General features: G+C 70.0%; 24 protein-coding genes and 7 tRNA genes. 10 read left to right on the top strand and 21 right to left on the bottom strand.

Going from position 1 to position 24,297, the window contains the following annotated elements:
* The 3 genes from ACWIHT_RS27160 to ACWIHT_RS27150 form a co-directional block, all read right to left on the bottom strand.
* Positions 1 to 1,722, bottom strand: a complete 1,722-nt coding sequence (locus ACWIHT_RS27160) for a DUF2207 domain-containing protein (protein WP_456170865.1) — start codon at positions 1,720 to 1,722, stop codon at positions 1 to 3.
* A gap of 172 nt (positions 1,723 to 1,894) precedes the next feature.
* Positions 1,895 to 1,966 (bottom strand) — tRNA-Val (locus tag ACWIHT_RS27155).
* A 39-nt stretch (positions 1,967 to 2,005) separates the two neighbouring features.
* On the bottom strand, positions 2,006 to 2,452 hold the full coding sequence (locus ACWIHT_RS27150) for an SRPBCC family protein (RefSeq protein ID WP_456170864.1): 447 nt from the start codon (positions 2,450 to 2,452) through the stop codon (positions 2,006 to 2,008).
* A gap of 65 nt (positions 2,453 to 2,517) precedes the next feature.
* Here ACWIHT_RS27150 and ACWIHT_RS27145 point away from each other — a divergent pair, with 65 nt between their 5' ends.
* Entirely contained in the window at positions 2,518 to 4,950 is a 2,433-nt protein-coding gene (locus tag ACWIHT_RS27145) for an SCO7613 C-terminal domain-containing membrane protein (protein ID WP_456170863.1), read from the top strand.
* Positions 4,951 to 4,957: 7 nt separating this feature from the next.
* On the opposite strand, the gene ACWIHT_RS27140 is transcribed toward ACWIHT_RS27145, so the two are convergent.
* From ACWIHT_RS27140 to ACWIHT_RS27110, 7 genes are all read right to left on the bottom strand, one after another.
* Positions 4,958 to 7,693, bottom strand: a complete 2,736-nt coding sequence (locus ACWIHT_RS27140) for an exo-rhamnogalacturonan lyase family protein (protein WP_456170861.1) — start codon at positions 7,691 to 7,693, stop codon at positions 4,958 to 4,960.
* Positions 7,694 to 7,796: 103 nt separating this feature from the next.
* Entirely contained in the window at positions 7,797 to 8,387 is a 591-nt protein-coding gene (locus ACWIHT_RS27135) for a hypothetical protein (RefSeq protein WP_456170859.1), read from the bottom strand.
* A gap of 4 nt (positions 8,388 to 8,391) precedes the next feature.
* Positions 8,392 to 9,264, bottom strand: coding sequence for a carbohydrate ABC transporter permease (locus tag ACWIHT_RS27130; protein WP_456170858.1), 873 nt, complete (start codon positions 9,262 to 9,264; stop codon positions 8,392 to 8,394).
* Positions 9,261 to 10,229, bottom strand: a complete 969-nt coding sequence (locus tag ACWIHT_RS27125) for a carbohydrate ABC transporter permease (protein ID WP_456170857.1) — start codon at positions 10,227 to 10,229, stop codon at positions 9,261 to 9,263. The genes ACWIHT_RS27130 and ACWIHT_RS27125 overlap by 4 nt, the downstream gene beginning before the upstream one ends.
* The gene (locus tag ACWIHT_RS27120; protein WP_456170856.1) at positions 10,229 to 11,515 is read right to left on the bottom strand and encodes an ABC transporter substrate-binding protein; all 1,287 of its coding nucleotides are present in this window, start codon (positions 11,513 to 11,515) and stop codon (positions 10,229 to 10,231) included. The genes ACWIHT_RS27125 and ACWIHT_RS27120 overlap by 1 nt, the downstream gene beginning before the upstream one ends.
* A gap of 345 nt (positions 11,516 to 11,860) precedes the next feature.
* Positions 11,861 to 11,932: transfer RNA gene (locus ACWIHT_RS27115), tRNA-Val, on the bottom strand.
* A gap of 78 nt (positions 11,933 to 12,010) precedes the next feature.
* Positions 12,011 to 12,487, bottom strand: a complete 477-nt coding sequence (locus ACWIHT_RS27110; protein WP_456170854.1) for a TIGR02611 family protein — start codon at positions 12,485 to 12,487, stop codon at positions 12,011 to 12,013.
* 191 nt (positions 12,488 to 12,678) lie between these two features.
* Between ACWIHT_RS27110 and ACWIHT_RS27105 the strand changes: the two genes are divergently transcribed.
* Entirely contained in the window at positions 12,679 to 13,092 is a 414-nt protein-coding gene (locus ACWIHT_RS27105) for an SsgA family sporulation/cell division regulator (RefSeq protein WP_004002642.1), read from the top strand.
* Between the two features lie 283 nt (positions 13,093 to 13,375).
* Positions 13,376 to 13,936, top strand: a complete 561-nt coding sequence (locus ACWIHT_RS27100) for a CGNR zinc finger domain-containing protein (RefSeq protein WP_456170853.1) — start codon at positions 13,376 to 13,378, stop codon at positions 13,934 to 13,936.
* Between the two features lie 64 nt (positions 13,937 to 14,000).
* Here ACWIHT_RS27100 and ACWIHT_RS27095 read toward each other — a convergent pair whose 3' ends face one another.
* Together ACWIHT_RS27095 and ACWIHT_RS27090 are read right to left on the bottom strand one after the other, a co-directional pair.
* On the bottom strand, positions 14,001 to 14,153 hold the full coding sequence (locus ACWIHT_RS27095) for a hypothetical protein (RefSeq protein ID WP_019059824.1): 153 nt from the start codon (positions 14,151 to 14,153) through the stop codon (positions 14,001 to 14,003).
* A 181-nt stretch (positions 14,154 to 14,334) separates the two neighbouring features.
* A complete protein-coding gene (locus ACWIHT_RS27090) occupies positions 14,335 to 14,781 on the bottom strand; it encodes a hypothetical protein (RefSeq protein ID WP_456170851.1) in 447 nt (148 codons plus the stop codon).
* A 260-nt stretch (positions 14,782 to 15,041) separates the two neighbouring features.
* Between ACWIHT_RS27090 and ACWIHT_RS27085 the strand changes: the two genes are divergently transcribed.
* Complete coding sequence (locus ACWIHT_RS27085) at positions 15,042 to 15,557, top strand: DsbA family protein (RefSeq protein ID WP_456170850.1); 516 nt, start codon at positions 15,042 to 15,044, stop codon at positions 15,555 to 15,557.
* Positions 15,558 to 15,584: 27 nt separating this feature from the next.
* Here the strand turns inward: ACWIHT_RS27085 and ACWIHT_RS27080 are convergent, their stop codons facing one another.
* Genes ACWIHT_RS27080 through ACWIHT_RS27070 form a run of 3 tightly spaced genes read right to left on the bottom strand, consistent with a single transcriptional unit; the run spans position 15,585 to position 18,324 of the window.
* Complete coding sequence (locus ACWIHT_RS27080) at positions 15,585 to 16,409, bottom strand: GNAT family N-acetyltransferase (protein ID WP_456170849.1); 825 nt, start codon at positions 16,407 to 16,409, stop codon at positions 15,585 to 15,587.
* Between the two features lie 53 nt (positions 16,410 to 16,462).
* Positions 16,463 to 17,284 carry an aminotransferase class IV gene (locus ACWIHT_RS27075; RefSeq protein ID WP_456170848.1) on the bottom strand — a complete coding sequence of 274 codons (822 nt, stop codon included), beginning with the start codon at positions 17,282 to 17,284 and terminating at the stop codon, positions 16,463 to 16,465.
* Complete coding sequence (locus tag ACWIHT_RS27070; RefSeq protein ID WP_456170847.1) at positions 17,281 to 18,324, bottom strand: chorismate-binding protein; 1,044 nt, start codon at positions 18,322 to 18,324, stop codon at positions 17,281 to 17,283. The genes ACWIHT_RS27075 and ACWIHT_RS27070 overlap by 4 nt, the downstream gene beginning before the upstream one ends.
* Positions 18,325 to 18,503: 179 nt before the next feature.
* Here ACWIHT_RS27070 and ACWIHT_RS27065 point away from each other — a divergent pair.
* From ACWIHT_RS27065 to ACWIHT_RS27045, 5 genes are all read left to right on the top strand, one after another.
* Positions 18,504 to 18,576 (top strand) — tRNA-Gly (locus tag ACWIHT_RS27065).
* A gap of 40 nt (positions 18,577 to 18,616) precedes the next feature.
* Positions 18,617 to 18,690, top strand: a tRNA-Cys gene (locus ACWIHT_RS27060).
* Position 18,691: 1 nt separating this feature from the next.
* Positions 18,692 to 18,763, top strand: a tRNA-Val gene (locus tag ACWIHT_RS27055).
* A gap of 34 nt (positions 18,764 to 18,797) precedes the next feature.
* A tRNA-Val gene (locus tag ACWIHT_RS27050) sits at positions 18,798 to 18,869 on the top strand.
* A gap of 34 nt (positions 18,870 to 18,903) precedes the next feature.
* A tRNA-Val gene (locus ACWIHT_RS27045) sits at positions 18,904 to 18,975 on the top strand.
* Positions 18,976 to 19,028: 53 nt separating this feature from the next.
* On the opposite strand, the gene ACWIHT_RS27040 is transcribed toward ACWIHT_RS27045, so the two are convergent.
* The 4 genes from ACWIHT_RS27040 to ACWIHT_RS27025 all read right to left on the bottom strand — a co-directional run bounded on the left by ACWIHT_RS27040 (position 19,029) and on the right by ACWIHT_RS27025 (position 21,320).
* Positions 19,029 to 19,328 carry a TFIIB-type zinc ribbon-containing protein gene (locus tag ACWIHT_RS27040; protein ID WP_318015217.1) on the bottom strand — a complete coding sequence of 100 codons (300 nt, stop codon included), beginning with the start codon at positions 19,326 to 19,328 and terminating at the stop codon, positions 19,029 to 19,031.
* An 80-nt stretch (positions 19,329 to 19,408) separates the two neighbouring features.
* Entirely contained in the window at positions 19,409 to 20,353 is a 945-nt protein-coding gene (locus tag ACWIHT_RS27035; RefSeq protein ID WP_456170846.1) for a phosphotransferase family protein, read from the bottom strand.
* Between the two features lie 269 nt (positions 20,354 to 20,622).
* Positions 20,623 to 20,832 (bottom strand): hypothetical protein, encoded by a 210-nt coding sequence (locus ACWIHT_RS27030; RefSeq protein ID WP_026178166.1) that lies wholly within the window; start codon positions 20,830 to 20,832, stop codon positions 20,623 to 20,625.
* Between the two features lie 212 nt (positions 20,833 to 21,044).
* Complete coding sequence (locus tag ACWIHT_RS27025; protein WP_033282228.1) at positions 21,045 to 21,320, bottom strand: hypothetical protein; 276 nt, start codon at positions 21,318 to 21,320, stop codon at positions 21,045 to 21,047.
* Positions 21,321 to 21,517: 197 nt separating this feature from the next.
* On the opposite strand from ACWIHT_RS27025, the gene ACWIHT_RS27020 reads away from it, so the two are divergent.
* Positions 21,518 to 22,885, top strand: a complete 1,368-nt coding sequence (locus ACWIHT_RS27020) for a protein kinase domain-containing protein (protein ID WP_456170845.1) — start codon at positions 21,518 to 21,520, stop codon at positions 22,883 to 22,885.
* 132 nt (positions 22,886 to 23,017) lie between these two features.
* On the opposite strand, the gene ACWIHT_RS27015 is transcribed toward ACWIHT_RS27020, so the two are convergent.
* The gene (locus ACWIHT_RS27015; protein ID WP_456170844.1) at positions 23,018 to 23,413 is read right to left on the bottom strand and encodes an NUDIX domain-containing protein; all 396 of its coding nucleotides are present in this window, start codon (positions 23,411 to 23,413) and stop codon (positions 23,018 to 23,020) included.
* Between the two features lie 8 nt (positions 23,414 to 23,421).
* Entirely contained in the window at positions 23,422 to 24,240 is an 819-nt protein-coding gene (locus ACWIHT_RS27010; protein ID WP_093624585.1) for a TrmH family RNA methyltransferase, read from the bottom strand.
* Positions 24,241 to 24,297: the final 57 nt, after the last annotated feature.

The raw sequence follows: 24,297 nt of genomic DNA, 5'->3' as shown, positions 1-24,297 counted from the left end.
TCACCAGGAGCCGCCGCCTCCACCACCGGCGCCGCCACCGACTCCGCCGCCGGAGGAGCCGCCGCCGGAGCCGGAACTCCCCGAGCCGGAGGACGAGTTGGCCGCGGAGAAGACGACGGCGGCGAGCAGGACGTCACTGACACCCAGCGAGAAACCCCGCCCCGCTCTCGCTGCCGCGGTCGAGGCGCCGACGGCCTGTTCCCAGGCGGCCTCGACACCCAGGGAGACCGCCCATGCCGTGTAGCGCTCCGCGGTCTCCTCGGCGGGAGGCGCGTCGGGGCAGGTCGCCGGGTCGGCCAAGTAGCGTCGGAACGCCTCGACTTGGAGCCAGAGGGCGCTGCCGCGAGGGGTACGGCTGTCCAACTCCCAGCTCCGGGCGAGGACGGTGAGACCGAGACCGGAGATCACGGCACCCACCAGCAGGACGGGAAGTCCGGCCGCGATGCGAAGGCCGTTCAGCACACCGCCGGTGACCACGAGGACGAACCCGAGGAACACCACACCCAGTTGGAACATCGCCCGCTCACGGAGCCGCCGGGTGAGGGTCGTGTCCCACAGGCCGCTCACCTCGCGCCAGTTGTCCAGCTTCCCCGAGAGGTCCTCCCAGCCTGCCTTGAACGACGGGTTACGGAAGCCGAGGGCCAGGCTGGGGCCGCCGGTGAACATCCGGTCCAGTACGTCCCTGATCTCCCGGTTCACCGGACGCCCGTGCCGCTTCAGGACCGGATACTGACCGTCTCCCTCGATGGTGAGATGCCCGTCGGCCGCGGCGTCGAGCAGCCAGGCCACCTTGTGTTGGTCCGTGACTTTCTCCAGGCGCAGGACGCCGGCCTGGGCCGGCGTCAGGTCCTCGGGCGGCGTGGCGGACGGGGTGACCGATCGGGCGAGCCGCTCGACCTCGACGCGCCGCACCCGCCCGCCGTCCTCCTGCACCCGGTCCCGCCCGAGGAACCGCAGCGTGCAGAGCGTCAGCGCGACGCAGGCCAGCGCGACGGCGAGGAACATCCCGCTGTTGTACAGCGGTTGCGGAAGGGAGGTGCCAACAGCCTTGCCGGTGGGCGCCGTTGGCAGGACAGCCGGGGTCGCGGCCTTGGCCTTGGCGGCGGTGGCGTACAGCGTGAGGCCTTCGTGTCCGCTGAGCTTGTCGAGCTTGACGACGAGGTGTCCCGGCTCGCCCTGCTCGACCGCACAGGGCTTGCCGTGGTCCCAACTCCCGTGCTCACAGCGGAGACCGGTGAACCCGGACCCGCCCACCACATGGATCTCCACGTTCGCCCGGTCGACCTTCCAACCGGTGCCGACCGCGTCCCAGGCGAGTTTGCCGCCCTTCACCACGTCGGGGAGTACGTACTGGATGCGGTAGCGGTGCACTCCCCCGACCGTGTGGCCGGGGTCGCCCACCTTGAGCCGGTCGGCGAGGTTCCGCTCGCCCTTCTCGTCCTGGTAGTAGTCGCCGTAGGTGTCCTCGTAGGGAACCTTGTGGCCGTCCATGGTGACGTGCAGGTTGTCCGCGTCCCCGAAGGGCGAGCCCGGAACGTCACGGTAGATGCCGTGCGTGGCGCCCGAGTGCCCGAAGTCGTAGTCGATGACCTCGGTGATCCGCGCGCTCCCGTCGGCGCGGATCTCGGCACCGACCCACATCGACGTGACCCGCTCCGTGTTCGAGAGCGCCTGGCAGCCGGCCCCGATCCCGCCGAACACCACCAGCACGAAGACGATCACGGCCAACGACCGTATGCGGCGCCGCCGCAGGGACGTGACCTTCCCCCGTCCCCTTCTCCGTCTCGTGCCTTCTCCATCACTCATGAGGCCCCCCTCAAAACGCACAACGGACACAAAGACATGCCCGGGATACGAAAAAACCGGCCCGCTGTTGCGGACCGGCTTTTCCCGGTGGGCGATACTGGGTTCGAACCAGTGACCTCTTCGGTGTGAACGAAGCGCTCTCCCACTGAGCTAATCGCCCGGGAACGGACTGAACAATACAGGCCCGCGCCGGTTTCCTTCAAACCGCTTCCAGGTGCGCGAGCAGTCCGCGCCGTCCGGCCCGCATCATCAGCGCGTGGTTGAGCCGGAACACCGGCCGCCCGGGTACGGCGAACCACCTGAGCAGCGGCCGGTTCAGGTCGACCTCCTGGTCGTAGCGGGCGAGCGTGCCGGAGCCGTCGGCCGTGAGCGTCCAGCGCGCCCAGCCCTCCAGGTCGCCGGTCATCGCGATCTCCAGCACCCCGGCGGCGGGGTCGCGCCGCACTTCGCGCGCGGTGAAGGTCAGCGTGTACGGCAGGCTCGCGCGGATGCGGATGACGCCGGTGGTGTCGTCGAGCTGGTCGACCTCGCGCACCTGCGGCCACCAGCGCGGATACTCCTCGGCCCGTTCCAGGACCGGGTAGACGACGGCGGGCGGGGCGGGCAGCTCCCACCGGGCGCGGAAGCGGTAGTGGGTCCAGTCCATGGCGGGAGTCTGCCCGTTCGAAGGCCCGTCTCCCGCCAACCGGGAGCGTTTGAGTACGCGTACTCATGTCGTACGGCGTGACGAGGACCACACTCCGAGTCATGACGCCCATTCCGTCCCCGGCCGTGGAGTTGCGGCTCCTCGATGCCGAGCTGCGCCAACTGGACGCCCGCCGTGCGCAGTTGCTGCACCGCCGGGCCTGGCTGCTGACCGTGCTTCAGCCGGCCTGGTCCGCGCCCCTGCCGCCGCCGCGGCCCGCCGCCACGCCCCGCCGCGAGGCCACCGCACCCGGCGTGCAGAACCTGCTGCTCCTGCTCGGCGGCCTCCTGCTCACCCTCGCCGCGACGGCGTTCACGCTGGTCAGCTGGGGCAGCATGGGGATCGCGGGCCGGGCGCTGGTACTCGGCGCGGTGACCCTGGCGGCGCTCGGCGCGCCCGTGCTCCTGCTGCGGCGGGGCCTGCGTTCCACGGCCGAGTCGTTCGCGGGCATCGGTCTCGTCCTGACGGTGCTGGACACCTACGCGCTGCACGAGGTCGCGTTCGCGGACGCGGACGGCGCGACCTTCACCGCGGCGGCGACGACGGTCCTGGCCGCGCTGTGGGCGGCGTACGGCATCGGAACGGCGGCGCTCCCGAGCCCGGCCGTCGCCCGCCCCGCCACTCGTCCGGAACCGGGCACGACCTTGCTCCTCCCGCTCCCCGCCGCGCTCGTGGTCGCCCAACTCACCTTGGTTCTCTGGGTGATCGCGGCCGACGGAGGCATGCACACGATCACGGCGGCGGTGCTGCTGACCGCCGTGATCGACATGATGATCGCGCTCCGGGTGGCCCCGAAGGCGGTGCGTGTCGTCGCGATCGGCGGCGCGTTCGCGATGGGCGGCTGGGGCGTGCTGGCGGCCGGCCTGATCTCCTTGTCGGCGGCCGGCCCGGGCGCCGCCGCCCGTGCGGCGGCGCTCCTGGTCCTCGCGGCGGCGGGCGCGTTCGGCGCCGCGTGGCTCGTCCCCGGCCCGAGGCTGCGGACGGCTACGGCCATGACGGGCGGGCTCCTCGTGGTCGCCGCGCTCGGTGGCCTGCTACGTGTACCGCTGCCGTTCGACTGGACGGTTCTGGGCTATCTGGCGTGCGGGATCGGCCTGTTGGCGCTTGTGCGGGGCCCGCTGCCCGAGCCGGTGCGGCGCGGTCTCGGCGGAGCCTCCGCCGTCGTACAGGCGATCGCGCTGCTGTGGACGGTGCCCGTCGTCGTCACCACCCTGGTCGGCCCGGTCGCGTGGGTGTCCCGCGTCTGGTCCGGCGCGCCGGTCGACGCGCGTGCCGCGGCGACGGTGGACATCGGGTGGCCGGAATACCAGACCGCCGCTCCGCTGGTGCTCGTGGCGGTCGCCGCGGTACTGGCCCTCACGGTCCGCGGCACCACGTGGCGGCCACGGGCCCTGCCCGCCGCCCTCACCCTGGCATGGCTGACGGCGACGATCGTCCCGGCCGCGCTGCAACTGCCGTACGCCGTCGGCCTGTTGACGCAGGGGCTCATCGCCGTGGCGCTGCTCTGCCTCGCGTACCGCACCGCCACGATCCTCGCCCTGCTCACCTCCCTCGGCCTGGCCACCCTCTCGCTGGCCTCCGAACCGGCCACGCTCGCCGTACTCGCCTCGCTGACCGCCCTGTTGGCGGGCGTGGCCTGGCGCGGGCGCATCACACCGGTCTCAGCCGCCTTCTCCCTCGGCTACGCCACCGCTCTCGCCTGCGCGGTGGGCGCCTCTCTCAACTGGCAGCCCCAGCACACCGCGTTGCTGGTGCTCGTCGTACCCATGACGGCCGCGCTGCTCGCCGCACGTCTCACCGATCCGGTCACGACGGTGGTGGTCGAGGTCTCGGGCGCGGTCGCGGGTGTGTTGGCGATCGGTCTCGCGACGCCCGAACTTCCCATGCTGGCCCTGGTGTTGGCCCTGTGCGGGGTGATAGTGGCGGGTACGGCGGTACGACCCGAGCGCAGGAGTCTCGGCTACGTGGCCGCCGCCCTCTTCGTCCTCGCCAGTTGGGTGCGGCTGGGCACCTGGAACGTCACCGACCCCGAGGCGTACACACTGCCGGTGACCGTCCCCGCGCTGTTCGTCGGCGCGCTGCGCAGGCGCCGCGACCCGAGCGCCACGTCCTGGACCGCCTACGGCCCCGGGCTCGCCGTCACGCTCGCGCCGAGCCTCCTCGCGGCCTGGACGGACCCGCACTGGACGCGCCCCCTGCTGCTGGGCACGGCCGCGCTGGCCGTCACGCTGCTCGGAGCCCGGCACCGCCTCCAGGCACCGCTCGTGCTCGGCGGCACCACCCTCGCGCTGGACGCGCTGCACGAACTCGCCCCGTACATAGCCCAGGTGGTCGATGCCCTCCCCCGCTGGGCACCTCCCGCCCTCGCCGGACTCCTGCTGCTCGCACTCGGCGCGACCTACGAGCAGCGGATCCGGGACGCCCGGCGGGTGCGGGAGGTCCTGGGGAGGATGAACTAGCCCTGGGCTAGGGCATCTTGTCGCCGAGCAGCGCCAGGTTCTCGATGGCGGCGAGGCCGTACAGCGCGGTGTCGTTCGACGACACCCACGCGGCCTCGCTGCCGGGGACCAGGGTGACCGGACCGTTCAACGCCTCCGTCTTCCACGGCGAGGTCTCCATGTAGCCGTCGGAGCCGTAGAACTTCGTCCAGGCCCGCTTGGCGAGTGTCGCGTCGTCGAGCTGTACGGCGGCGTAGGCGTCGAGGCGTGAATGGCCCTGGAAGAGCAGCAGGGTGCCGAAGTTGGAGCCGTAGCGTGCCGCCTGTTCGGTCTTGGAGGCGTTGAAGTAGCGGCAGTAATCCATGTACACCTCCTTGAACTTGGGCATGTCGACCAGGTAAATCAGCTCCGCGCACAGCTCGTTGAGGCCGAAGACCGCCGAGAGGTGCGAGACGGAGACCACGGGCGCGGAGGCGACGGCGAACTTGCCGGTGTCGAGGTCGTAGAGCCCGCTGCCCTGCACAAATCCGTTGGGCTGGGCGGCGATCGTCTCCATCGTGGACAGGACGCGCGCCTTCGCCTTCTCCCACTTGGGGCCCCTGCGCTCCCACTCGGTCAGCCACGCCGACACCAACCCGCTCCAGTCCGTGCCGAATCCGATCGACAGGGCGTGCCGGTCGGGCGTGTACGGCGCGGTGCGGATCTTGCGGATCGGGTCGAGGACGAGGAAGGTCTCGTCGGAGTCGACGTTCGCGGCCATGAGGTCGCCGACGCGTTCGTCCGCGGTGAGGAAGTAGTAGTAGCGCCGGTAGGTGGTGTTGGCGATGCGCTGCTGCTTGGCGCTGTCGGCGTAGTGCTGGATGCCGTGCCGCGTGCCCAACCCGGCCCATTCGCCCAGGTGGTAGACGTCTACCTCGCCGGTGTGCCGGGTGAGCGCCTCGGCGAAGCGGAAGACGTCCGAGCGGCCCGATCGGATGTACGCGAACCAGAGCCAGATGTCCGGCGACAGCTCGGAGTTGTCCCAGGCGTAGCCGCCGATGTCGTAGCGCCACTGGTGGCGGACGGTGTCGTAGGAATGCATGAAGTCGCCGTAGTCCCAGAAGCCGTACCAACGGCGTTGCGCCACCTGGTTCTTGTAGTAGGTGAAGAGGAAGTCGAGGTGGTCCTCGATCTTCGCCTTGGCGGCGGTGGAGCGGTCGGGCTCGGAGTAGAGGCCGGGGCCGAAGACCTTGGACTTGATCAACTGCTGTGGTGGAGCGGCCAGTTGGGGCAACACCCGTACGGCCGCCACCTGTTGGGCGAGGGCATCCGGCGTCGGCGTCGACTCGTTGGCCCAGAAGAGGAGTTCGGAGGTGCGGGCGATGCCGTACGGGGTGCCGAACTCGGGCTCGTAGTCCTCGTAGGTGATTTCGAGGCCTTCGAGCTGCTTGGCGTAGGTGTCCTGGCCCATGCCGTCGTGGTAGAAGCGCAGGTCCATCGGCTGGGCCTCGGGCGACCAGAGCCAGAGGGTGACCTCGGCCTCGTCGGTGTGCGCGTCCCGGATGTCGAGCTGTGCGGGGAACTTCTCCCAGAAGTCCCGCAGCCCGAAGGAGAATCCGCCGCTCGCCCCGCCGACGTACCCGAATCCGGACGCGTGCCCGCCACCTCCGGCGGGGATCCAGCCGTAGCCCTTCGTGGTGCGCTTGCGCAGGGTGAAGCCGTCGGCGGAGAGCTGGGAGAGGGTGTAGTCGCCCCACTTGGGGATGTACTGGAGGCGGGTCGTGACCCGTTGGTCCCAGGTGGCGGGATCGGCGAGTTTCTGGCCCGCGTACTGGGCGGCCTGGACGCTCGCGCCCGGGTCGCGGCGCAGGCCCGTGATGCCCTGAACTGCCTCGCGCAGCAGGCCTGTTCCCTCGCCGCCGATGCGGATGTGACGGTCGTAGGCCGCGTCCCGCATCGGCACGGTGAAGCGGACGCCGAGGCCGCGGATGAAGTCACCGCTGGCCTTGCCCGGTTCCACTGTCCCGTCGAAGGTGATCGTGTGGACCATGCGGAAGGAGTCGGCGCCCGCGTAGAAGTAGAGGCGGATCGAGAACGGCAGCCAACTCCGGCCGCCCTTGCGGTGTTTGCCGTCGACGCGGACCACCGCCCTTACCGGGCCGTCCTGTTCGACGGTGACCTCGCCGATCACTCCGTCGAAGCGCTCGGTCTTCACCGCGCCCTGGTCCTCGTCCTCGATCTCCGGCTGGCGGATGAGGACGAGGCGGCCGTTCTTCGCGATCTCCGTGCCGCCCCTGGTGACCGACTTGATGAGGGTGGAGCCGTTCTTGCCGATCTTCGCGGTGATGACCCCGGTCGACACGTCGATGGTGCCGCCGCTCTTGTCGACGGTGACCTTCTTGTCGGGAGCGGCCGTGTCCCCGGCGGTGAGCGTGAGCTTGCCGGAGCCCGAACTCACCGCGTGCGCGGTCCACTTGAGCGATCCGTCGGGCCAGTAGGCGAGCGGCCAGGACTGCACGGGAACGGCCGCGCCCTGGGCATCCGTCAGCGCGAAGGTCTGGCCCTCCTGGTAGGTGCCCATCGGCCACGGCACGCCGAGCGTGGAACCGGGCGCGGCGCCGAGACCGCCGTCCTCCAGCCAGTCGAGGGTCACCGGATCGTCGTCGGCCGCCGCGGCTCTGGGCGCGGCCTGGGCGTCCTTCGCCCCTAGCGCCCAGCTGAACTGCGCGGCGGCTCCGGCGGCAGCGGCTGCCTTGAGGAGGGACCTGCGGGGGATGGGAGACATGGCCTTTCCTTTCCGTGCGGGTAGCGTTTTCCACGTCCGTTTGGTCAGGGGCATGACAGATGAGAGATACGGCAGCGGCCCACTGCCGTAGAACCGGCCGCCGTCAGCGGTGGCGGTACCGCTCCTCCACCGCGACGGCCGCCGCTGCGACCGCCCCCAGTACGGGGACCGCCAGCGGTGCGATGAGCAGGGCGGAGCAGCCGGTGAGGACCAGTCCGCCGATGAGCAGGAAGGAACCGGCGGGGTCGAGGACCGTACGGCGGCCGGCCTCGGCGAGCAGGGCCCGCCAGGTGTCCCCCGGCGTCCAGACCGCCGCCGCGCGCATGCCGGCGACGACGAGGCCGAGCAGCGCGAACACACCGACGGCACCGACGAGCGGCCCACCGGGCAGCCCGGCGCGCACGGCCTGGACGTCCACCCACACAGCGGCCCCCGCGCCCCATCCGGCGAGGCCGACGACCCACCCGCCGCGCACGGCCGCCCGGAAGTCCGCGACGAACTCCCGCCAGCCGCCGCCCACATGACCGGTACGGCGCCTCAAGTGCCGTGCCCCGGCGGCGAACGCGGCGGGATAGGTGACAACTCCCGCCGACGCGACGGCGATCCACACCCCGGTGAGCAGACATTCGGCGAACACCCCGAACCGCTCGGCGAAGACCGACTCCCCGCGCGCTTTCACACGTGCTCCGGCCACCGTCTCAGCCCTTCAGTCCAGAGGTCGCCATACCGTCGATCAAGTACCGCTGGAAGGCGAGGAAGAACAGCAGCACCGGCAGCAGCGCGACCAGCGACATGGCGATCATGCCGCCGTAGTTGGCAGCCACACCGTCGGAGTCGCGGAACATCATCAGGCCCAGGGAGACGGTGTACTTACTTGGTTCATTGAGGTAGATCAATGGGCCCATGAAGTCGTTCCAGGCGTTGATGAAGGTGAAGATCGCGCTGGTGATGAGCGCGGGCCGGCACAGCGGCAGCACGATCGACCAGTAGATGCGGAGGTGTCCGCAGCCGTCGAGGCGGGCGGCCTCGTCCAGTTCCTTCGGCAGGTTCCGCATGAACTGGACCATCAGGAAGACGAAGAAGGCCTCGGTCGCCAGGTATTTGCCGATGAGCAACGGGACGTAGGTATTGACCAGTTGGAGCTTCTGGAACATGACGTACTGCGGGATCAGCAGCACGTGGTACGGCAGCAGGAGCGTGCCGATCATGAGGGAGAAGAGCAGGTTGCGGCCGGCGAAGCGGATACGGGCGAAGGCGTACGCCGTCAGCGAGCAGGAGACGAGAATGCCGATGACCGAACCGAGCGCGTAGAAAAGGGAGTTCTGGAAGAAGGTCCAGATCCTGATGTCGGCTATGCCGTCGGCGAGGCCCTTGAAGTTGGACAGGATGGGGTGGCCCGGGAAGAGTTGGAGGCTGTTGATGATGTCCTTGCTGGGCTTGAACGAGGCGCCGACGACCCAGATCACCGGATAGAGGATCACCGCGAGGATCAGCAGCGCGCCGAGGTGCCAGACCAGGGAACCGGTGTGCCTGCGGCCGAGGACGGGGGGCTTCGTGGTGGTGGCGCTCATCGGGCGTCCTCCTCGTAGTGCACCCACTTCTTCTGCGACCAGAAGAGGACGGCCGTCACCAGGGCCACGGCGAGCAGCAGCATCCAGGCCATCGCGGCGGCGAAGCCCATCTGGGCGTCCTTGAAGCCCTTTTGGTAGAGGTAACAGGTGTAGACGAGCGTGGCGTCGGCGGGACCGCAGTACGTGTTGGAGACGACGTACGCCGAGCCGAAGATCTGGAACGAGTGGATGGTCTCCAGCAGCACGTTGAAGAACAGCACCGGGGAAATCATCGGGAGCGTGATGCTCCAGAAGCGGCGGAAGGGTCCCGCGCCGTCCATCTCGGCGGCCTCGTACAGCTCCCGGGGCACCTGTTTGAGTCCGGCCAGGAAGATGACCATGGGCGCCCCGAACTGCCAGACGGTCAGGGCGACCAGGCAGTAGAGGACCCAGTCGGCGTTGCCGACCCAGCCGCCGACGTGGAAGCCGAGGAAGGACTGCGTACGGTCCACGACGGCGCCGTCGGAGAAGAGCGACCGCCAGACGAAGCCGATCGAGACACTCGCGCCGATCAGCGAGGGAGCGTAGAACGCGGCCCGGTAGAAGGCCTGGCCGCGGCGGCTCTGGGCCAGCAGCAGGGCGACGCCGAGGGCGAGCAGCAGCTTCAGCGGGGTGCCGATGACGACGTACTTCGCCGTCACCTCGACCGATTTTTGCCACCGCGGGTCGTCGAACATCGCGGTGAAGTTGTCGAAGCCGACCCACTTCGGGCTGTTGAAGAGGTTGTAGTCGGTGAACGCGAAGTAGAGCGAGGCGGCCATCGGGCCCGCGGTCAGCAGCAGGAAGCCCGCGATCCAGGGGGACATGAAGAGATAGCCGGCGAGGTTCTCCCGGCGGCTCCGCCGCCCCTTGCCGACAGGGGCGGCGGAGCGTGCCTTCCGGGTGGTGGGCACGGAGTCCTTGACGAGCGTCACGGCGGTTCCCATCAGGCTTGGAAGGCGGCCTCGGACTCGGTGAAGAACTGCTTCACCGCGTCGGTGACCTTGGTCTTGCCCTGGCCGAGGTCACCGCCGATGCGCAGGAAGGCGGCCTCGACGGTGTCGGCGCCGGAGGGGTGCGGGGTGATCGTGCCGAGGACGCCGGACTTGGCGGTGGTGTCCTCGTACCGCGCGATCTCCTTGCTCACCGTGTCGGTGGGCTTGAACGCCGCGTACTGCTCGGTGCTCGCCAGGATGCCGCGGTCGTAGCCCATGATCGTGCCGACCGCCGGGTCGTGGACCATGAAGTCGATGAACTGCGCGGCTTCCTTGGGGTGCGAGGTGTGGGCGGAGGCGCTGAGCATCAGCGAGGCGAGGTACTGGCCGGTGTCCTTGCCGTCCATGGTGGGGATCGGGGCGAGGCCGTAGGTGCTGCTGCCCTCCGCCGAGTAGCGGACGGTGAAGTTGTCCCAGGTGAACTCCGAGGCGCCGTGTCCGGCGGAGAGCGAGGACTTGGGCGCGTCCTGGGCGACGACCTTCGGATCGGTGACGATTCCGGCCTTCACACGGCCGTAGCCGTCCGTCCACCACTCCGTCAGATCGGACTTGTCGAAACCGAGTCCGTCCTTGGTGAAGAACGCCTTGCCGTTCTGGCGCAGGTAGAGGTCGTACAGGTACATGATGGCGAAGTACCCCGTGTCGCCCGGGACTTTCGTCTTGTCGTGGATCGTCTTGAGGGCCTTGAAGTAGTCGTCCCAGGTCCAGCCCGTGGCCGGGTCGACGCCCGCCTCCTCGAACACCTTTTTGTCGATGACCAGCGCCATGGTGTTGGAGCCGACCGGAACACCGAGCTGTTTTCCGTCGACCTCGCCGACCTTGGTGACGCCGGCGCGGAAGTGATCCAGGCTCAGATTGCCTGCTTTTACCTGTGAGTTGAGGTCGAGCAGAATGCCTCTCTTGTCGTACTTCCGAAGAAATCCGACGGCGTTCTGGAATACGTCCGGCGGATTTCCGCCCGCGGCCTGCGTCTGGAACTTCTCCCAGAACGATTGATACGTCTGAAAGTCCGTCTTCACCTTGATCTTCGGATACTTCTTCTCGAAGAGCGCGATGGACTGATTGATCTTTTTCGCCCGCTCCTCGGCACCCCACCACGAGTAACGGATCGTCACCGTCCCGTCCGCGGACGTGCCGTCGTCGCCACCGCAGGCCGTCGCGGCCAGCCCCAGCGTGACCGCCGAGACTCCGGCGGCCTTCAAGACCGTACGCCTCTCCACATTCGTGCCGGTTCCCATGGCGGGCCCTCCCCGTAGCGTCGTTGCCACCTGCATGAATCGTTTCAAGTAAGCGCTTGCTGGCACAAGTTACGGAGGCCCTCGGGGTGCGTCAATGATTCGGACAGGAATTTCTTGTGGACCGGCTGAGCGCTACGACGGCGCCGCCGGGCGCGCGGCGGGAGCGGCGGGGCGGACACCGCAGGTGAGGCGCCCTCGATCGGCCGGCCGAACAGAAAGCGGCCTGCCGCACTCCGTCGGCGACCGGCCGAAAAAGGCCTGGGCGGCGGGGAGTTGACCCCTCGCCATCGGCGGACGAACGACGACGGCCCACCTGTGTGATCACAGGCGGGCCGTCGGTCCGGGTGGGCGATACTGGGTTCGAACCAGTGACCTCTTCGGTGTGAACGAAGCGCTCTCCCACTGAGCTAATCGCCCGGACGCACGGAGAACGTTACCCCATGTCAGCGGGTGCCTCCGACCAGCACGGGAAGGCGCCCGGGCGCCGCCCGCGGGTCACTGGTCCTTGATCTTCCAGGGCATCACGACACCGAACTTCCAGACGTAGACGCCCACAAGGACGATCACGATCACCAGGCCGATCGAGGTCAGGACGATGTTACGGCGACGTACGGCAGGGTCGAGCGCGCGCTGTGCCGCCTCGGTGACCTTGCGTTTCGTCCAGCGGAGCACCAGCTGCGCCCAGACGAACTCGGTCGCCCAGATCGCCATACCGCCGAAGATCACCACCCAGCCGGGTCCCGGCAGCGGCAGCATGACGATGCCCGCGGCCACGACCGCGAGGCCGATCACGAAGACACCGACCTGCCAGCTCAGATGCAGCGCGCGGCGCGCCTTGACGAATTCCGGCGCCTTGGAACCGAGCCCCCGCTCGTCCCGCGCCTCGTCCGCCCCTGTCCCGTCCGGCGCCTCGTCGACCACTCCGTCCGACGCCACGACAACCTCACCCGGCCCGTCACTCCCCGTATTCATACGGACAAACCCTACCCGAGGGAATCCGGTCACCGGAATGGCCGCACCGAGCGATCGAGCCCTCGGCCGGAAGAGTTACGTAAAGGCACGCAAAACACTCAGAGGGGTTTACAACGGCACCGTAGGTGGCATGTCGATTTCGCCGACGTGCGAATCCCCGAGCGCACACTGAGCGAAAGGCCCTGGCGCTTATGAACACCACGGTCAGCTGCGAGCTGCACCTGCGCCTCGTTGTGTCGAGCGAGTCATCCCTGCCTGTTCCCGCAGGCCTGAGGTACGACACGGCCGACCCCTACGCCGTGCACGCCACCTTCCACACCGGAGCCGAGGAGACCGTCGAGTGGGTGTTCGCCCGCGACCTTCTCGCGGAGGGCCTCCACCGGCCCACCGGTACCGGCGACGTCCGTGTCTGGCCATCCCGTAGTCACGGTCAGGGCGTCGTCTGCATCGCACTGAGCTCTCCCGAGGGCGAAGCCCTGCTGGAGGCTCCCGCACGGGCCCTGGAGTCCTTCCTGAAGCGGACGGACGCCGCCGTGCCACCCGGCACGGAGCACCGGCACTTCGACCTGGATCAGGAGCTGTCGCACATCCTGGCGGAGAGCTAGCGCAAGGCCCCGACCCAGAACCACCCGGCGCCGTCCGAACTCGGGGAGACGGCTCGGGCCTGGACAACCGCATATGGCACACACCGGCGCCGTCGCCGCGATTCGTCGCGGGGGCGGCGCCGGTGCGTGCGGTGCGGCGCCCGTTCCCGGCGACTCTCCGTAGTCCGGGGAACCGTGAGGGACACGAAGGCGTTCATAGAGGCAGGGGCCACCCTCCGGGAAGCCACTACCATCGGCCAGCATCGGCGGGCGCCCGCCCGACCCCCAGGCCAGGGAGCTAAACGTGCTGATCACCCACGACACCCGGTGTGCCCTCGACACCGTGGTGGATCTGGTGAACACCGCACCGGAGGACGCCGCGGCGCCGGACGGACTGTCGGACGTCGCGCTGCTAACGGATTTCGTACGAAACCACGAGATGAGCGATATCGGCGAGCTCTCGGAGTTCGATCTCTCCGCCGTGCGCAAGATCCGCGGCCGGTTCACCGCGGTCTTCGGGGCGCCGGACCCCCGGACCGCGGCAGGAGTGATCAACGACCTGATCGCCGCCGCGGGCACCACACCCCGCCTCACGGACCACGACGGTTACGACTGGCACGTGCACTATTTCGCGCCCGGTGCCTCGGTCGCCGACCATCTCGCCGCCGACTGCGGGATGGCGCTCGCGTTCTTCGTGGTGGCCGGCGAGCAGGAGCGGCTGCGCCGCTGCGAGGCCCCGGACTGTAGGCGCGCCTTCGTCGACCTCTCCCGGAACCGCTCGCGCAGGTACTGCGACAGCCGGACCTGCGGAAACCGGCTGCATGTCGCCGCGTACCGGGCCCGGCGCAAGGAAGCCGCGGGCTGAGGGCCGGCGTCTCTCGATGAGGTCGTGGCCCCCGGCGGGTGACGTCGGGGACCACGAGTACGGCTCACAGCATCAGCAGGTCGTGCAGCGAGGCCATGAGCAGCAGACACCCGATCACCGCAAGGAAGATCATCAGCGGTGGCTGGGAAAGGGCGAAAAGGCAGCCGCGCGGCTCGTCCTTCGGCGGCGCGGCGTCGCTCTGTGTCGTGTCCAGCATCTCGCCGCGATGATGACGCAGCGAGGACCCCTCACGCGATCAACACGCCCGATAGGAGAGGGAGTTCGCCGAATTCCGTGATGTCCGTTTCGGGTCGCGTCGCGTCCTGAGCACTTACCGGCGGACCCGGCTCGCTCTGTGTCGTTTCAGTCGCTGTGCGGCCGTCATATGCCGTGCTTCTTCATATGCCGTGCTTCTTCAGGATGGCCTCGATGTCGCTGAAGTCGTCCCCGCTCTTGGCGCGGGGCGCGGCGGCGGGCCGGGCCGCCGGGCGTACGGCCGGGCCGAGGGAGGGCGCGGAGGCCGTGGGCGCCACCGCGTCCGACCGGTCCGAGGCGCGGGCCGCCCTGCGCTCCTTGCGGGTGCCGCCACCACGGCGGCGCTCCACGGCGCGGGTGCCCGAGAAGAGCAGCCAGGCGCCGCCGAGTACGACGAAACCCGCCCAGGCGACGGGACTGAACGCGGTGTCGGCGGCCCAGCCGACGACACCGGTCATCACCAGGCCCACGGGCACCAGCGAATAGGCGGCGATGCGCGCGGCGGAGAGAAAACGCTTGCGGTACGCGGTGACCGCCGCGATGCCCAGGCCTGCCGCGGAAACGGCGGAACAGACGGTCTCGGCAATCATCCGGTCCTCCAGGCAGTTCCGTCGGACAGTCTCGGTCGGACGAGGTCGGCCGGTCCGCTCGGACACATCGGTCCGGCAGGTCGCACTTCGTCCCTTCCATCCTGCACCGTCCGGTACCCGGGATGCCATGCCCCGGTAGGACATCAGGGACATCTCCGGGTCGCATCCTCCCCAGGTGCCGGTCGTCGTCGTACGCCCGCGCCCCGTGGTCGCCGTGATCCCGGTTGGGACGGTGGATCCGGGGCTGGGAGACTGGTCCCATGAGTGACCTCTCCCCCGCGCGCACCCCCGTCCTCGACGTCTGGTGCGAGCTCCAGTGCCCGGACTGCCGTACCGCGCTGGACGATCTGCGCGCCCTGCGGGCCCGCTACGGCGACCGGCTGGAACTGCGGCTGCGGCACTTCCCCGTGGACAAGCACAAGCACTCCTTCGCCGCCGCGCAGGCCGCCGAGGAGGCCGTGGAGCAGGGCCGGGGCTGGGACTACGTCGAGGCCGTGCTCGCCCGGGTCGAGGAGCTGGACCGTGGGGGAGAACCCTTCCTGGTCGAGGTGGCCGGCGAACTCGGCCTGGACTCGGAGGAGTTCGACACCGCGCTGATCGACGGCCGGCACATCCTGATCGTCGACGCCGACCAGGCCGAGGGCAAGGCCATCGGCGTGACCGGCACCCCGACGTATGTCATCGACGGCGAACGCCTCGACGGCGGCAAGAGCCAGGAAGGGCTGCGCGCCCGCGTCGAGGAGATCGCCGACCGGCTGCTCGCCGAGGGCGTGTGAGCCCCGGAGCGAGTCTCGACGCACGGCTCAGAGCAGGCTCTTGTACAGGTGGTAGGTGACCGTCTCGTAGCCGAGTGACTCGTAGAGCCGCTCGGCCGGGGTGTTGCCCTGGAAGACGTTCAGCCGGATGGTCGGCAGTCCGGCCGCGATGCCCTGCGCCTCGGCCAGGAGCATCAGGGAGCGGCCGTGGCCCTTGCCCCGGTAGCGGGCGTCGGACTCGACCTTGTAGACGAAGGCCACGCCGTCACGGAGGCCTGTCCAGAGGGTGCCCACCGCGACCCCTTCGTGCTCCAGGACGCTGAAGTCCATGTCCGGGGTGGCGAGTCCGTCGGGCAGCAGTTCGGTGTTGCTCTGTAGAGCCCGGGTCCGGGCCTCCCCCTCCGGTATCCCGCGGTCGGCCCAGCTCCGGACGAAGTTCTCCGTGTGCTGCTGCTTCCAGGGGCCGTATTCCTCCTCGGCCATGGGCCGGGCCCTGCTTCCGGCGGGCAGTTCGGGCGCGGTGTCGCCGAGCGGCTTGTCCATGCGGCGGTTGCGCACGACGTAACCGAGGGCCGTCGCCACTTTCAGCGCCGCCTCCGCGTCGGCTGGCACGGAGACCTCCATCCGGTCGCAGCCCCAGCCCCGCACCACTTCCTCGGCGGCGAGCGCGGCCACCGTGCCCCGGCCACGCCGGCGGTCCGGTTCCTCGATGGCCAGGTCCAGGATCTGGGCCACCGAGTCGCCGAAGAACGGACTCGTGGCGAGGTGAATCGTCCCGACGGGACGGCTGTTCACACACACCTGGTACCGGCGTGAACGCGTCCCGTCGGCCTCGCGCTGAAGCGGCTCGGTCGGCCGCAGGGTCGTGGTCATCACCTGTGTTCTACCCGACCCGGAGCACCAGGTCAGCCCAATAAATCAGGCTTCTACGGATCAAGGTCGTCGGCCGACCGCTCGTCGAAGACACGCATCGCCTTGGAGGTCACCGGCCCTGCCACGCCCGGGAGTTGGCGGTCGTCGAGCAGGTGGACGGCCTGTACGTCCCGCAGTGACGACGTCAGGAAGACCTCGTCCGCGCGCTCCAGGACGTCCAGCGGCAGGTCGGTCTCCTTGGCGCCGGTCCATTCGACGGTCAGGGCGCGGGTGACACCGGCGAGGCAGCCGGAGGTGACCGGCGGGGTGTGGATCTCGCCGTCCAGGACGACGAAGACGTTCGACCCTGTGCCTTCGCAGAGTTGGCCGACCGTGTTGGCCAACAGGGCCTCGGAGGCGCCGTGTTGGCGGGCGCGGGCGAGGGCGACGACGTTCTCGGCGTAGGACGTGGTCTTGAGGCCGACGAGGGCGCCGCGTTCGTTGCGGGTCCACGGGACGGTGATCACGGCTGTGGAGTCGGGGCGGCGCTTCGCCTCGCCGAGGGCGACCACCAGCGTCGGCCCGTGCTCGCCGCGGTCCGATCCGAGGGGGCCGTGGCCACCGGTGAAGGTGACGCGGAGCCTGCCGAACGGCATCGGGTTGGCGTCGAGTACGGCCGCGCAGCCGCGGCGGACCTCGTCGAGGTCGGGGTCGGGGAGGCCGAGGCCGCGCGCGGAGCGGGTCAGCCGGTCGAGATGGCGGGTCAGCGCGAAGGTCTTGCCCTCCGTCGCCTTCACCGTCTCGAAGATGCCGTCGCCCACGGTCAGTCCGTGGTCGAAGACGGAGACGCGGGCGGACTCGATGTCCTGGAGCCCGCCGTCGAGCCAGATCTTCATGAAAGAGCCCCTCCGCTCACCTCGTACGCGCCCGACGCTACCGCGAGCAGCCGGGACGCCTTCAGCTCGGTCTCCCGCCACTCCCCCTCGGGGTCCGACCCCCAGGTGATGCCGGCGCCGGTGCCGAAGCGGAGCACGCGCTCGGCACGGTCGATCCAGAACGTGCGGATGCCGACGGCCAGTTCGCCGGTGCCCCGGTCCGCGTCGACCCAGCCGATGCCCCCGCAGTAGGGGCCGCGGGGCGCGGTCTCCAGGGCGTCGATGATGCGCAGGGCACTGGACTTGGGGGCGCCGGTGACACTCCCGGGCGGGAAGGCGGCGCCCAGCAGCTCCGGCCAACCGACCTCCGCGGGCAGCTCACCCCGGACCGTCGACACGAGATGGACGAGACCGGGGTGCTTCTCGACGACACACAGGTCCGGCACGGTCACGGTCCCCGTGGCACAGACGCGCCCGAGGTCGTTGCGGACCAGGTCCACGATCATCACGTTCTCGGCGTAGTCCTTCCGCAGCAGGTCCGCCTCCGTCCGCCCGGTGCCCTTGATCGGTCCGGACTCGACGACCCGCCCGGAACGGCGCAGGAAGAGTTCGGGTGACGCGGTGGATATCTCCACGCCGTGACCGGGCAGCCGGATCGTTCCTGCGTACGGCGCCGGGTTGCCGCGCGCGAGCAGCGCGGTGAGGGCGTCCACGTCGGCGTCGGGGCCGATCGGCGCGGACAGGACGCGGCACAGGTTCGCCTGGTAGACCTCGCCGGCCGCGATGTGCTCCCGGATACGGCGGACGCCGGCGGTGTAGGCGGCCCGGTCGAGGGAAGTCGTCCAGGCGTCGGTCGCGGGGCCGTGCCAGGCCCCGGGGGCGGGTGCCGGAACCGGTTCGGGTCGTACGTCGCGGAAGCGCGCGCAGGTCAGACGGCCCTCGAAGTCGGCCGCGACCGCCCAGAAGCCGGTGGAGTCCAGGGCCGCGGGATCGCTGGTGACATCGAGGAGGCCGGTGGCGACACGGCCGCCGAAACGGGCGAGAGGAACGAGGTCGAGCACGCCGTCGAGTCTATGGCGGGTGTCTCACAGGTTGCCCGGCCGTGTCACCGCGGGTGCCCTGACCATGCGTTCCCGTAGTCGCAGGCCAGCACGCTGCACAAACGCGTTTTTGTGCTGGCCGGGGAATCCGCTAGAGTTCAACTCGTCGCCGCGACGCGCAAGCCGAGCGGAAACGACAAGCGGACGTAGCTCAGTTGGTAGAGCGCAACCTTGCCAAGGTTGAGGTCGCCAGTTCGAACCTGGTCGTCCGCTCGCAGGAAAGTGGGGGATCTTCCCGACCCCCCGCACTCCTGGTGGAGTGGCCGAGAGGCGAGGCAACGGCCTGCAAAGCCGTCTACACGGGTTCAAATCCCGTCTCCACCTCCAAGGACGATTAGCTCAGCGGGAGAGCGCTTCCCTGACACGGAAGAGGTCACTGGTTCAATCCCAGTATCGTCCACTGGTCCGCAAGGACCTGGTCCGCGAGGATCCCCGCGCGATTAGCTCAGCGGGAGAGCGCTTCCCTGACACGGAAGAGGTCACTGGTTCAATCCCAGTATCGCGCACGCACCACCCATGATCCCCGGATCGTGGTCCCGAGGACGATTAGCTCAGCGGGAGAGCGCTTCCCTGACACGGAAGAGGTCACTGGTTCAATCCCAGTATCGTCCACATTCCGGAACCCCCGGCCGTCTCGTACGGCCGGGGGTTCTTCCGTGTACCGGTCAGCTGGAGAACAGCATGTGGCCGAAGCTCTTGTGGCGGTGGTGGCCGCCGTGACCGCCGTAGTGGCCACCGCCGTGACCGCCGCCGTGCGGGGCGCCCCAGGCGGGCGCGGGTGGGGCGGGGTAGGCCTGCGGGCCCGGGGGCGGCGGGGCGGGCTGCTGCCACTGCGACTCCACGCGGGTCAGCGCCTCCAGCTCGCCGTAGTCGAGGAAGATCCCCCGGCAGTTGCTGCACTGTTCGATCTGGACACCGTTGCGGTTGTACGTGTGCATCGGCGCATGGCACTTCGGACACTGCATGCTCGGCTCAACTCCTCGGCCGTTGGTACGTCTTCGTGTTTCCCCAGGACAGACTCCGTCCGACCCTGGTCGGTTGCACCCTACTTCGCGAATCCGGGCGTCAACTCGGGCGGGACGGAACCCATTCGGTCACAGGCGTCCACGACCGCCTCCTCCACCTCGTCGAGCGGGCGGCCCGCCCTGACCGCCTTGACGATGGCGAGGGCGGCCGTCTGCACGGTGAGGGCGCGGGCCGGGACGTCCAGGGCGGCCCAGGGGTCGCCGGCCGCGGGAACCGCCGGGCCGCCGGCCGCGCGGTACGCGGCCAGGAAGCGGGTCCACTCGTCGGGCGGGAGCAGGCCGCAGGCGTACCAGGCCGCCGGGCGGGCCAAGTCCCATCCGGGGACTCCCACACCCAGGTCGTCGACGTCGATCAGCAGCCAGGGGCCGTCGGGGGCCGGGTGGCGGACGAGCTGGCCGAGGTGGAGGTCCCCGTGGCAGAGGGTGGTCGTGTCCGGCTGGGGTGCCTCCGCGCGGGCCCACGCCGGGAGCAGGGTCCAGGCGTGCAGGACGGGGGCGGCGGCGGGGTGACCGCCGACGGCCTCGCGGAGGCGGGTGATCGCGCGGACCGCCTTCAGGGGGCCGCGCATCGGTGGGAGCGGGGTCGGGGCGGGGGTGCGGTGGAGGCGAGCGAGGAGGGTGGCCGCGGCTTCCCAGGGGGCCGCGTCCGGATCATCCGGGTCTACGGGGGTGCCGTAGGGCCAGAACGTGACCTGGCGGTCGTGCAGGGTGACGGGGGTGGGGTCCAGCGGGGACAGGAGGATGCCGGGGAGGTGTGCGGCCGTTTTGAGGCGGGCGGTGAGGTCGGCGGGGTTTGTGTGCGGGGCGTGGGCCTTGGCGACGGTGGCCGCGTGGCGGACGACTGTGCCGTCGGGGCGGTCCGTGAGGGTGGCTCCGCCGGGAGCGCAGGGGCAGGCGGGGGTTTGGGTGTGCGCTGCGGTCATGGCTCGGGCGGTCAGCTCAGGTAGCAGCTGGTGGGTGGTCACCGGGTCCCCCTGGGTCGTACGGCTTTCGATGGGAGCGTACGGCTGGGGATGTGGGTTCCGTGCGGGACAGTGCGGGCTGGGCGCGCAGTTCCCCGCGCCCCTTTGGGGCGCTCCAGCCCCCCCCTTGAAACAGTCGCCGGGCAAAGCAAAGCCGGCGCAGCTCCCCAGCTGCGCCGGCTTTTTTTGCCGTCCGCCGCACCCCCGTCCCCACGGGGTTTCATGGGTTGATGTCCCCGCCCGGACCGCTCTTCCGGGCCTGGGGTCGCCGCTCAGCGCCCCAGCATCACTCCCACGGACGACGCCTGTGTGGCCACGGTCTCCCAGCCGTCGAAGACGACGAGGAGCAGGACCGCCAGGGGAAGGGCCATCAAGGTCGCCACCAGCGGGTGGCGACGGCCTGTGCGGCGGGTGCGGAACGCCGCGTTGTACGCCTTGCGTCCCTCTTCGCGGATCAATGCCCGCGGTGCCGTATGGGCCATGGTCCCTCTCCTGACCGTGCTCCGTTGACCGAACTCAGTTGTCGTTGGCAGCGGCGGGTGTCTGACCTCGGGGGACGAGTGCTGCACCCGCCGCTTGACCTCAAATCTAGGCGTGCGGCGGGTGCGGGTCGTCATGCCCTCGTACCGATTGGCGGGCCTCCCGGAGGATGAGCAATGACCTGCCAACTACTCCCCTGGGTGGAGACGGGGTCCTAGGTCTCGGGGTCTTCCCTGAGGGGGAGTCCGGTGTGCCCCGCTTTCTCTGAGCTGTCCTCGCGCGGGACCGGCTGCTCGACCAGGGCGAGGACCCGGGTCGCCATGAAGCGGGCGGTGCGGACGACGGAGCCGCTGCGGGTGACTTCGCTCACTTCCACGACACCTCGTCGTACCGCCGTCTCCACCCTGCGGCCCGCCCTGCTCGCCACCACCTCGTACGTTCGCGTTGTGTCGCCGGCGTCCACCACTATCTCTACGCGATCACCCTTCACGCGCTCAATCCCCCTTCTGTGATGGTTGGTTGGGGTTGGGGGCAGTACGAAGTCCTGCTGTTCGCACGGCCTCTGACCACCCTTCAAAGTTTCCCACCCGGCACTGACAATCCGTCGGTCCGAGAGGGCGCGGCCTTTGCGCGCGGGCGGCGGTGGAAACGTAAGCTGTCGCTCGTCATACGGACCGGGCAGCGGGGATGAACATGGCGATGATGCGCCTGAGGCGCGAGGACCCGCGCGTCGTCGGCTCGTTCAGGCTTCACAGACGGCTCGGCGCGGGCGGAATGGGCGTCGTCTACCTGGGTTCCGACCGCAAGGGTCAGCGGGTCGCGCTCAAGGTGATCCGGCCGGATCTGGCGGAGGATCAGGAGTTCCGTTCGCGGTTCGCGCGCGAGGTGTCGGCCGCGCGGCGGATTCGGGGTGGCTGTACGGCCCGGCTGGTCGCGGCGGATCTTGAGGCCGACCGGCCGTGGTTCGCCACGCAGTACGTGCCCGGGCCCTCCCTGCACGACAAGGTCGCCGACGAGGGGGCGCTGGGGGCCGCCGAGGTGGCTGCCATCGGGGCCGCGCTGTCGGAGGGGCTGGTCGCGGTGCACGAGGCCGGTGTCGTCCACCGGGACCTCAAGCCGTCCAACATTCTGCTGTCCCCCAAGGGTCCGCGGATCATCGACTTCGGTATCGCCTGGGCGACCGGAGCCTCGACGCTCACGCACGTCGGTACGGCGGTCGGTTCGCCCGGCTTCCTCGCGCCCGAGCAGGTGCGGGGGGCCGCCGTCACGCCGGCCACGGACGTGTTCTCGCTCGGGGCCACGCTCGCGTATGCCTCCACCTCCGACTCGCCCTTCGGGCACGGTAGTTCGGAGGTGATGCTGTACCGCGTGGTGCACGAGGAGGCGCAGCTGCACGGGGTACCGGACGCGCTCGCTCCGCTGGTTCGCGCGTGTCTGGCGAAGGACCCCGAGGAGCGGCCCAGCACCCTCCAACTGTCCTTGCGGCTCAAGGAGATCGCCGCCCGCGAGGCCCAGGGTCTGTCGGACGTACGACCGCCCGCGCCGCGTGGTGGTGAAGCGGACCGGCCCACCGGGCGGCTCACCGAGAGCTATCCCGAGCAGCAGCGCACGCAGGGGGGTCGGCGTCCGCAGAGTCCTCAGGGCACCCCCGCGCCTCGCGGTGCCGCTCCGCCCTCGCGGGGCGGCAGCAACGGTGGCAGTGCCTCGCGCGGCGGCGGCGTACCGTCCCGTCCGGGCCAGGCACGGCCGACTCCGGCTGGGCGCAACACCACGCGCTCCGGCAACGGCAGTGGCAGTCGTCCCGCTCCGCGCAGTGGCGCCGGTCGGCCTGGTCCGCGGACCACGGGGACCGGGCGGCGGCCTGCCAATCCGCGCCTGCTGCGGCAGCGGCTGTTCGTGTTCGTCGTAGTGACCCTGCTGGTCGCGCTCGGTATCGCGGTGGCGCAGGGGTGTTCGGGGCCTGCGCATGGGCTGGGGCGTACGGGGGGCGGTGTGCAGCGCGTCGTAGGAGCGGATGGGCGGTTCGGGGCTGTGGGCGGTTTCGCCGAGTCGTGAGCGTGGGGTTGTTTCGCCCCCGCCGCCCCTACCCGTCCCGTCCCCGGGGGCTGCCGCCCCCAGACCCCCGCTTCGGCCCTTAAGGGGCCTCGTCCTCAAACGCCGGACGGGCTGACACATGTGCAGCCCCGCTTACAAGCCCGGTAGCACCCGCTCGAAGAACTCCCTGTCCGCGTCGAACTGCGGGCTCATCGTCAGGAACTCCGCCGGGGTGACCCAGCGGACCTCGGAGACCTCGCCCGGGTCGGGGACGATCGTGCCGTTGCCTGTTTCGGTGGCGGTCCACCAGTGGAGGCGGAAGCTGCCGTCGTCGGTCTCGGACTGCCAGACCTTGGCGAGAGGGGAGACCGCCAGGCCGACCTCCTCGTGGACCTCTCTGACGAGGGCTTCCTCCTGGGTCTCCCCCGGTTCGAGCTTGCCGCTGAGCGGGGCCCAGTAGCCGGAGCGAGCCGAGTCGGGGCCCCGGCGGATGACCAGGACGCGGTCCGCCCGCCGGAGTACGGCCACGATCGCCTCGCGCTGGGCCAAGCGTGCTCCTAGAGTTCGGGGCGGCCGGTGGCCACCGCGTAGAAGGCTACGGCAGCGGCGGCGCCCACGTTGAGGGAGTCGACGCCGTGGGCCATGGGGATGCGGACCCATTCGTCGGCCGCCACCAGGGCCTGGGTGGAGAGGCCGTCGCCCTCTGCTCCCAGCATCAGGGCCACCCGGTCCATGCGGTGCGGGGCCGCCTCGTCGAGGCTCTTCGCCTTCTCGTCGGGGGTGAGGGCGAGGAGCGTGAAGCCCGCCTCGCGGACCGACTCCAGGCCCTTGGGCCAGCTGTCGAGGCGGGCGTAGGGGACGGAGAAGACCGCGCCCATCGAGACCTTCACGCTGCGGCGGTAGAGGGGGTCCGCGCAGTCGGGAGACAGCAGGACCGCGTCCATGCCCAGTGCCGCCGCCGAGCGGAAGATCGCGCCGATGTTGGTGTGGTCGTTCACCGACTCCATGACGACGACCCTGCGGGTGGTCTGGAGGAGTTCGTGGGCCGTGGGGAGCGGTTTGCGTTGCATGGAGGCCAACGCGCCTCTGTGGACGTGGTAGCCCGTGACGCGTTCGGCCAGCTCCGGGCTCACCGCGTAGACGGGGGCCGGGAGTTCGTCGATGACGTCCCGCATGACGTCGACCCACTTCGCGGACAGCAGCATGGAGCGCATCTCGTAGCCCGCGTCCTTGGCCCGTCTGATGACCTTCTCGCCCTCGGCGATGAACAGGCCCTCGGCCGGTTCGCGCTTGCGGCGCAGCTCTACGTCGGTCAGGCCCGTGTAATCACGCAGGCGCGGGTCGTCGGGATCCTCAACGGTGATGAGATCGGCCACAGGGTGATACTGCCTTGTCCTGGGTGTCGTGCCAACGGCTGGGAACGGGTTGTGTTA

The sequence above is a fragment of the Streptomyces sp. NPDC002276 genome, from assembly GCF_053891435.1.
This window is presented reverse-complemented; position numbering and strand designations above follow the sequence as displayed.

Excerpts from the sequence above, each read along its gene's own strand:
- ACWIHT_RS27150 (WP_456170864.1), bottom strand. The coding sequence starts at position 2,452 with ATGGACTGGACCCACTACCGCTTCCGCGCCCGGTGGGAGCTGCCCGCC.
- ACWIHT_RS27145 (WP_456170863.1), top strand. The coding sequence starts at position 2,518 with ATGTCGTACGGCGTGACGAGGACCACACTCCGAGTCATGACGCCCATT.
- ACWIHT_RS27140 (WP_456170861.1), bottom strand. The coding sequence starts at position 7,693 with ATGTCTCCCATCCCCCGCAGGTCCCTCCTCAAGGCAGCCGCTGCCGCC.
- ACWIHT_RS27130 (WP_456170858.1), bottom strand. The coding sequence starts at position 9,264 with ATGAGCGCCACCACCACGAAGCCCCCCGTCCTCGGCCGCAGGCACACC.
- ACWIHT_RS27125 (WP_456170857.1), bottom strand. The coding sequence starts at position 10,229 with ATGGGAACCGCCGTGACGCTCGTCAAGGACTCCGTGCCCACCACCCGG.
- ACWIHT_RS27120 (WP_456170856.1), bottom strand. The coding sequence starts at position 11,515 with ATGGGAACCGGCACGAATGTGGAGAGGCGTACGGTCTTGAAGGCCGCC.
- ACWIHT_RS27110 (WP_456170854.1), bottom strand. The coding sequence starts at position 12,487 with ATGAATACGGGGAGTGACGGGCCGGGTGAGGTTGTCGTGGCGTCGGAC.
- ACWIHT_RS27105 (WP_004002642.1), top strand. The coding sequence starts at position 12,679 with ATGAACACCACGGTCAGCTGCGAGCTGCACCTGCGCCTCGTTGTGTCG.
- ACWIHT_RS27095 (WP_019059824.1), bottom strand. The coding sequence starts at position 14,153 with ATGCTGGACACGACACAGAGCGACGCCGCGCCGCCGAAGGACGAGCCG.
- ACWIHT_RS27090 (WP_456170851.1), bottom strand. The coding sequence starts at position 14,781 with ATGATTGCCGAGACCGTCTGTTCCGCCGTTTCCGCGGCAGGCCTGGGC.
- ACWIHT_RS27085 (WP_456170850.1), top strand. The coding sequence starts at position 15,042 with ATGAGTGACCTCTCCCCCGCGCGCACCCCCGTCCTCGACGTCTGGTGC.
- ACWIHT_RS27080 (WP_456170849.1), bottom strand. The coding sequence starts at position 16,409 with ATGACCACGACCCTGCGGCCGACCGAGCCGCTTCAGCGCGAGGCCGAC.
- ACWIHT_RS27075 (WP_456170848.1), bottom strand. The coding sequence starts at position 17,284 with ATGAAGATCTGGCTCGACGGCGGGCTCCAGGACATCGAGTCCGCCCGC.
- ACWIHT_RS27040 (WP_318015217.1), bottom strand. The coding sequence starts at position 19,328 with ATGCAGTGTCCGAAGTGCCATGCGCCGATGCACACGTACAACCGCAAC.
- ACWIHT_RS27030 (WP_026178166.1), bottom strand. The coding sequence starts at position 20,832 with ATGGCCCATACGGCACCGCGGGCATTGATCCGCGAAGAGGGACGCAAG.
- ACWIHT_RS27020 (WP_456170845.1), top strand. The coding sequence starts at position 21,518 with ATGAACATGGCGATGATGCGCCTGAGGCGCGAGGACCCGCGCGTCGTC.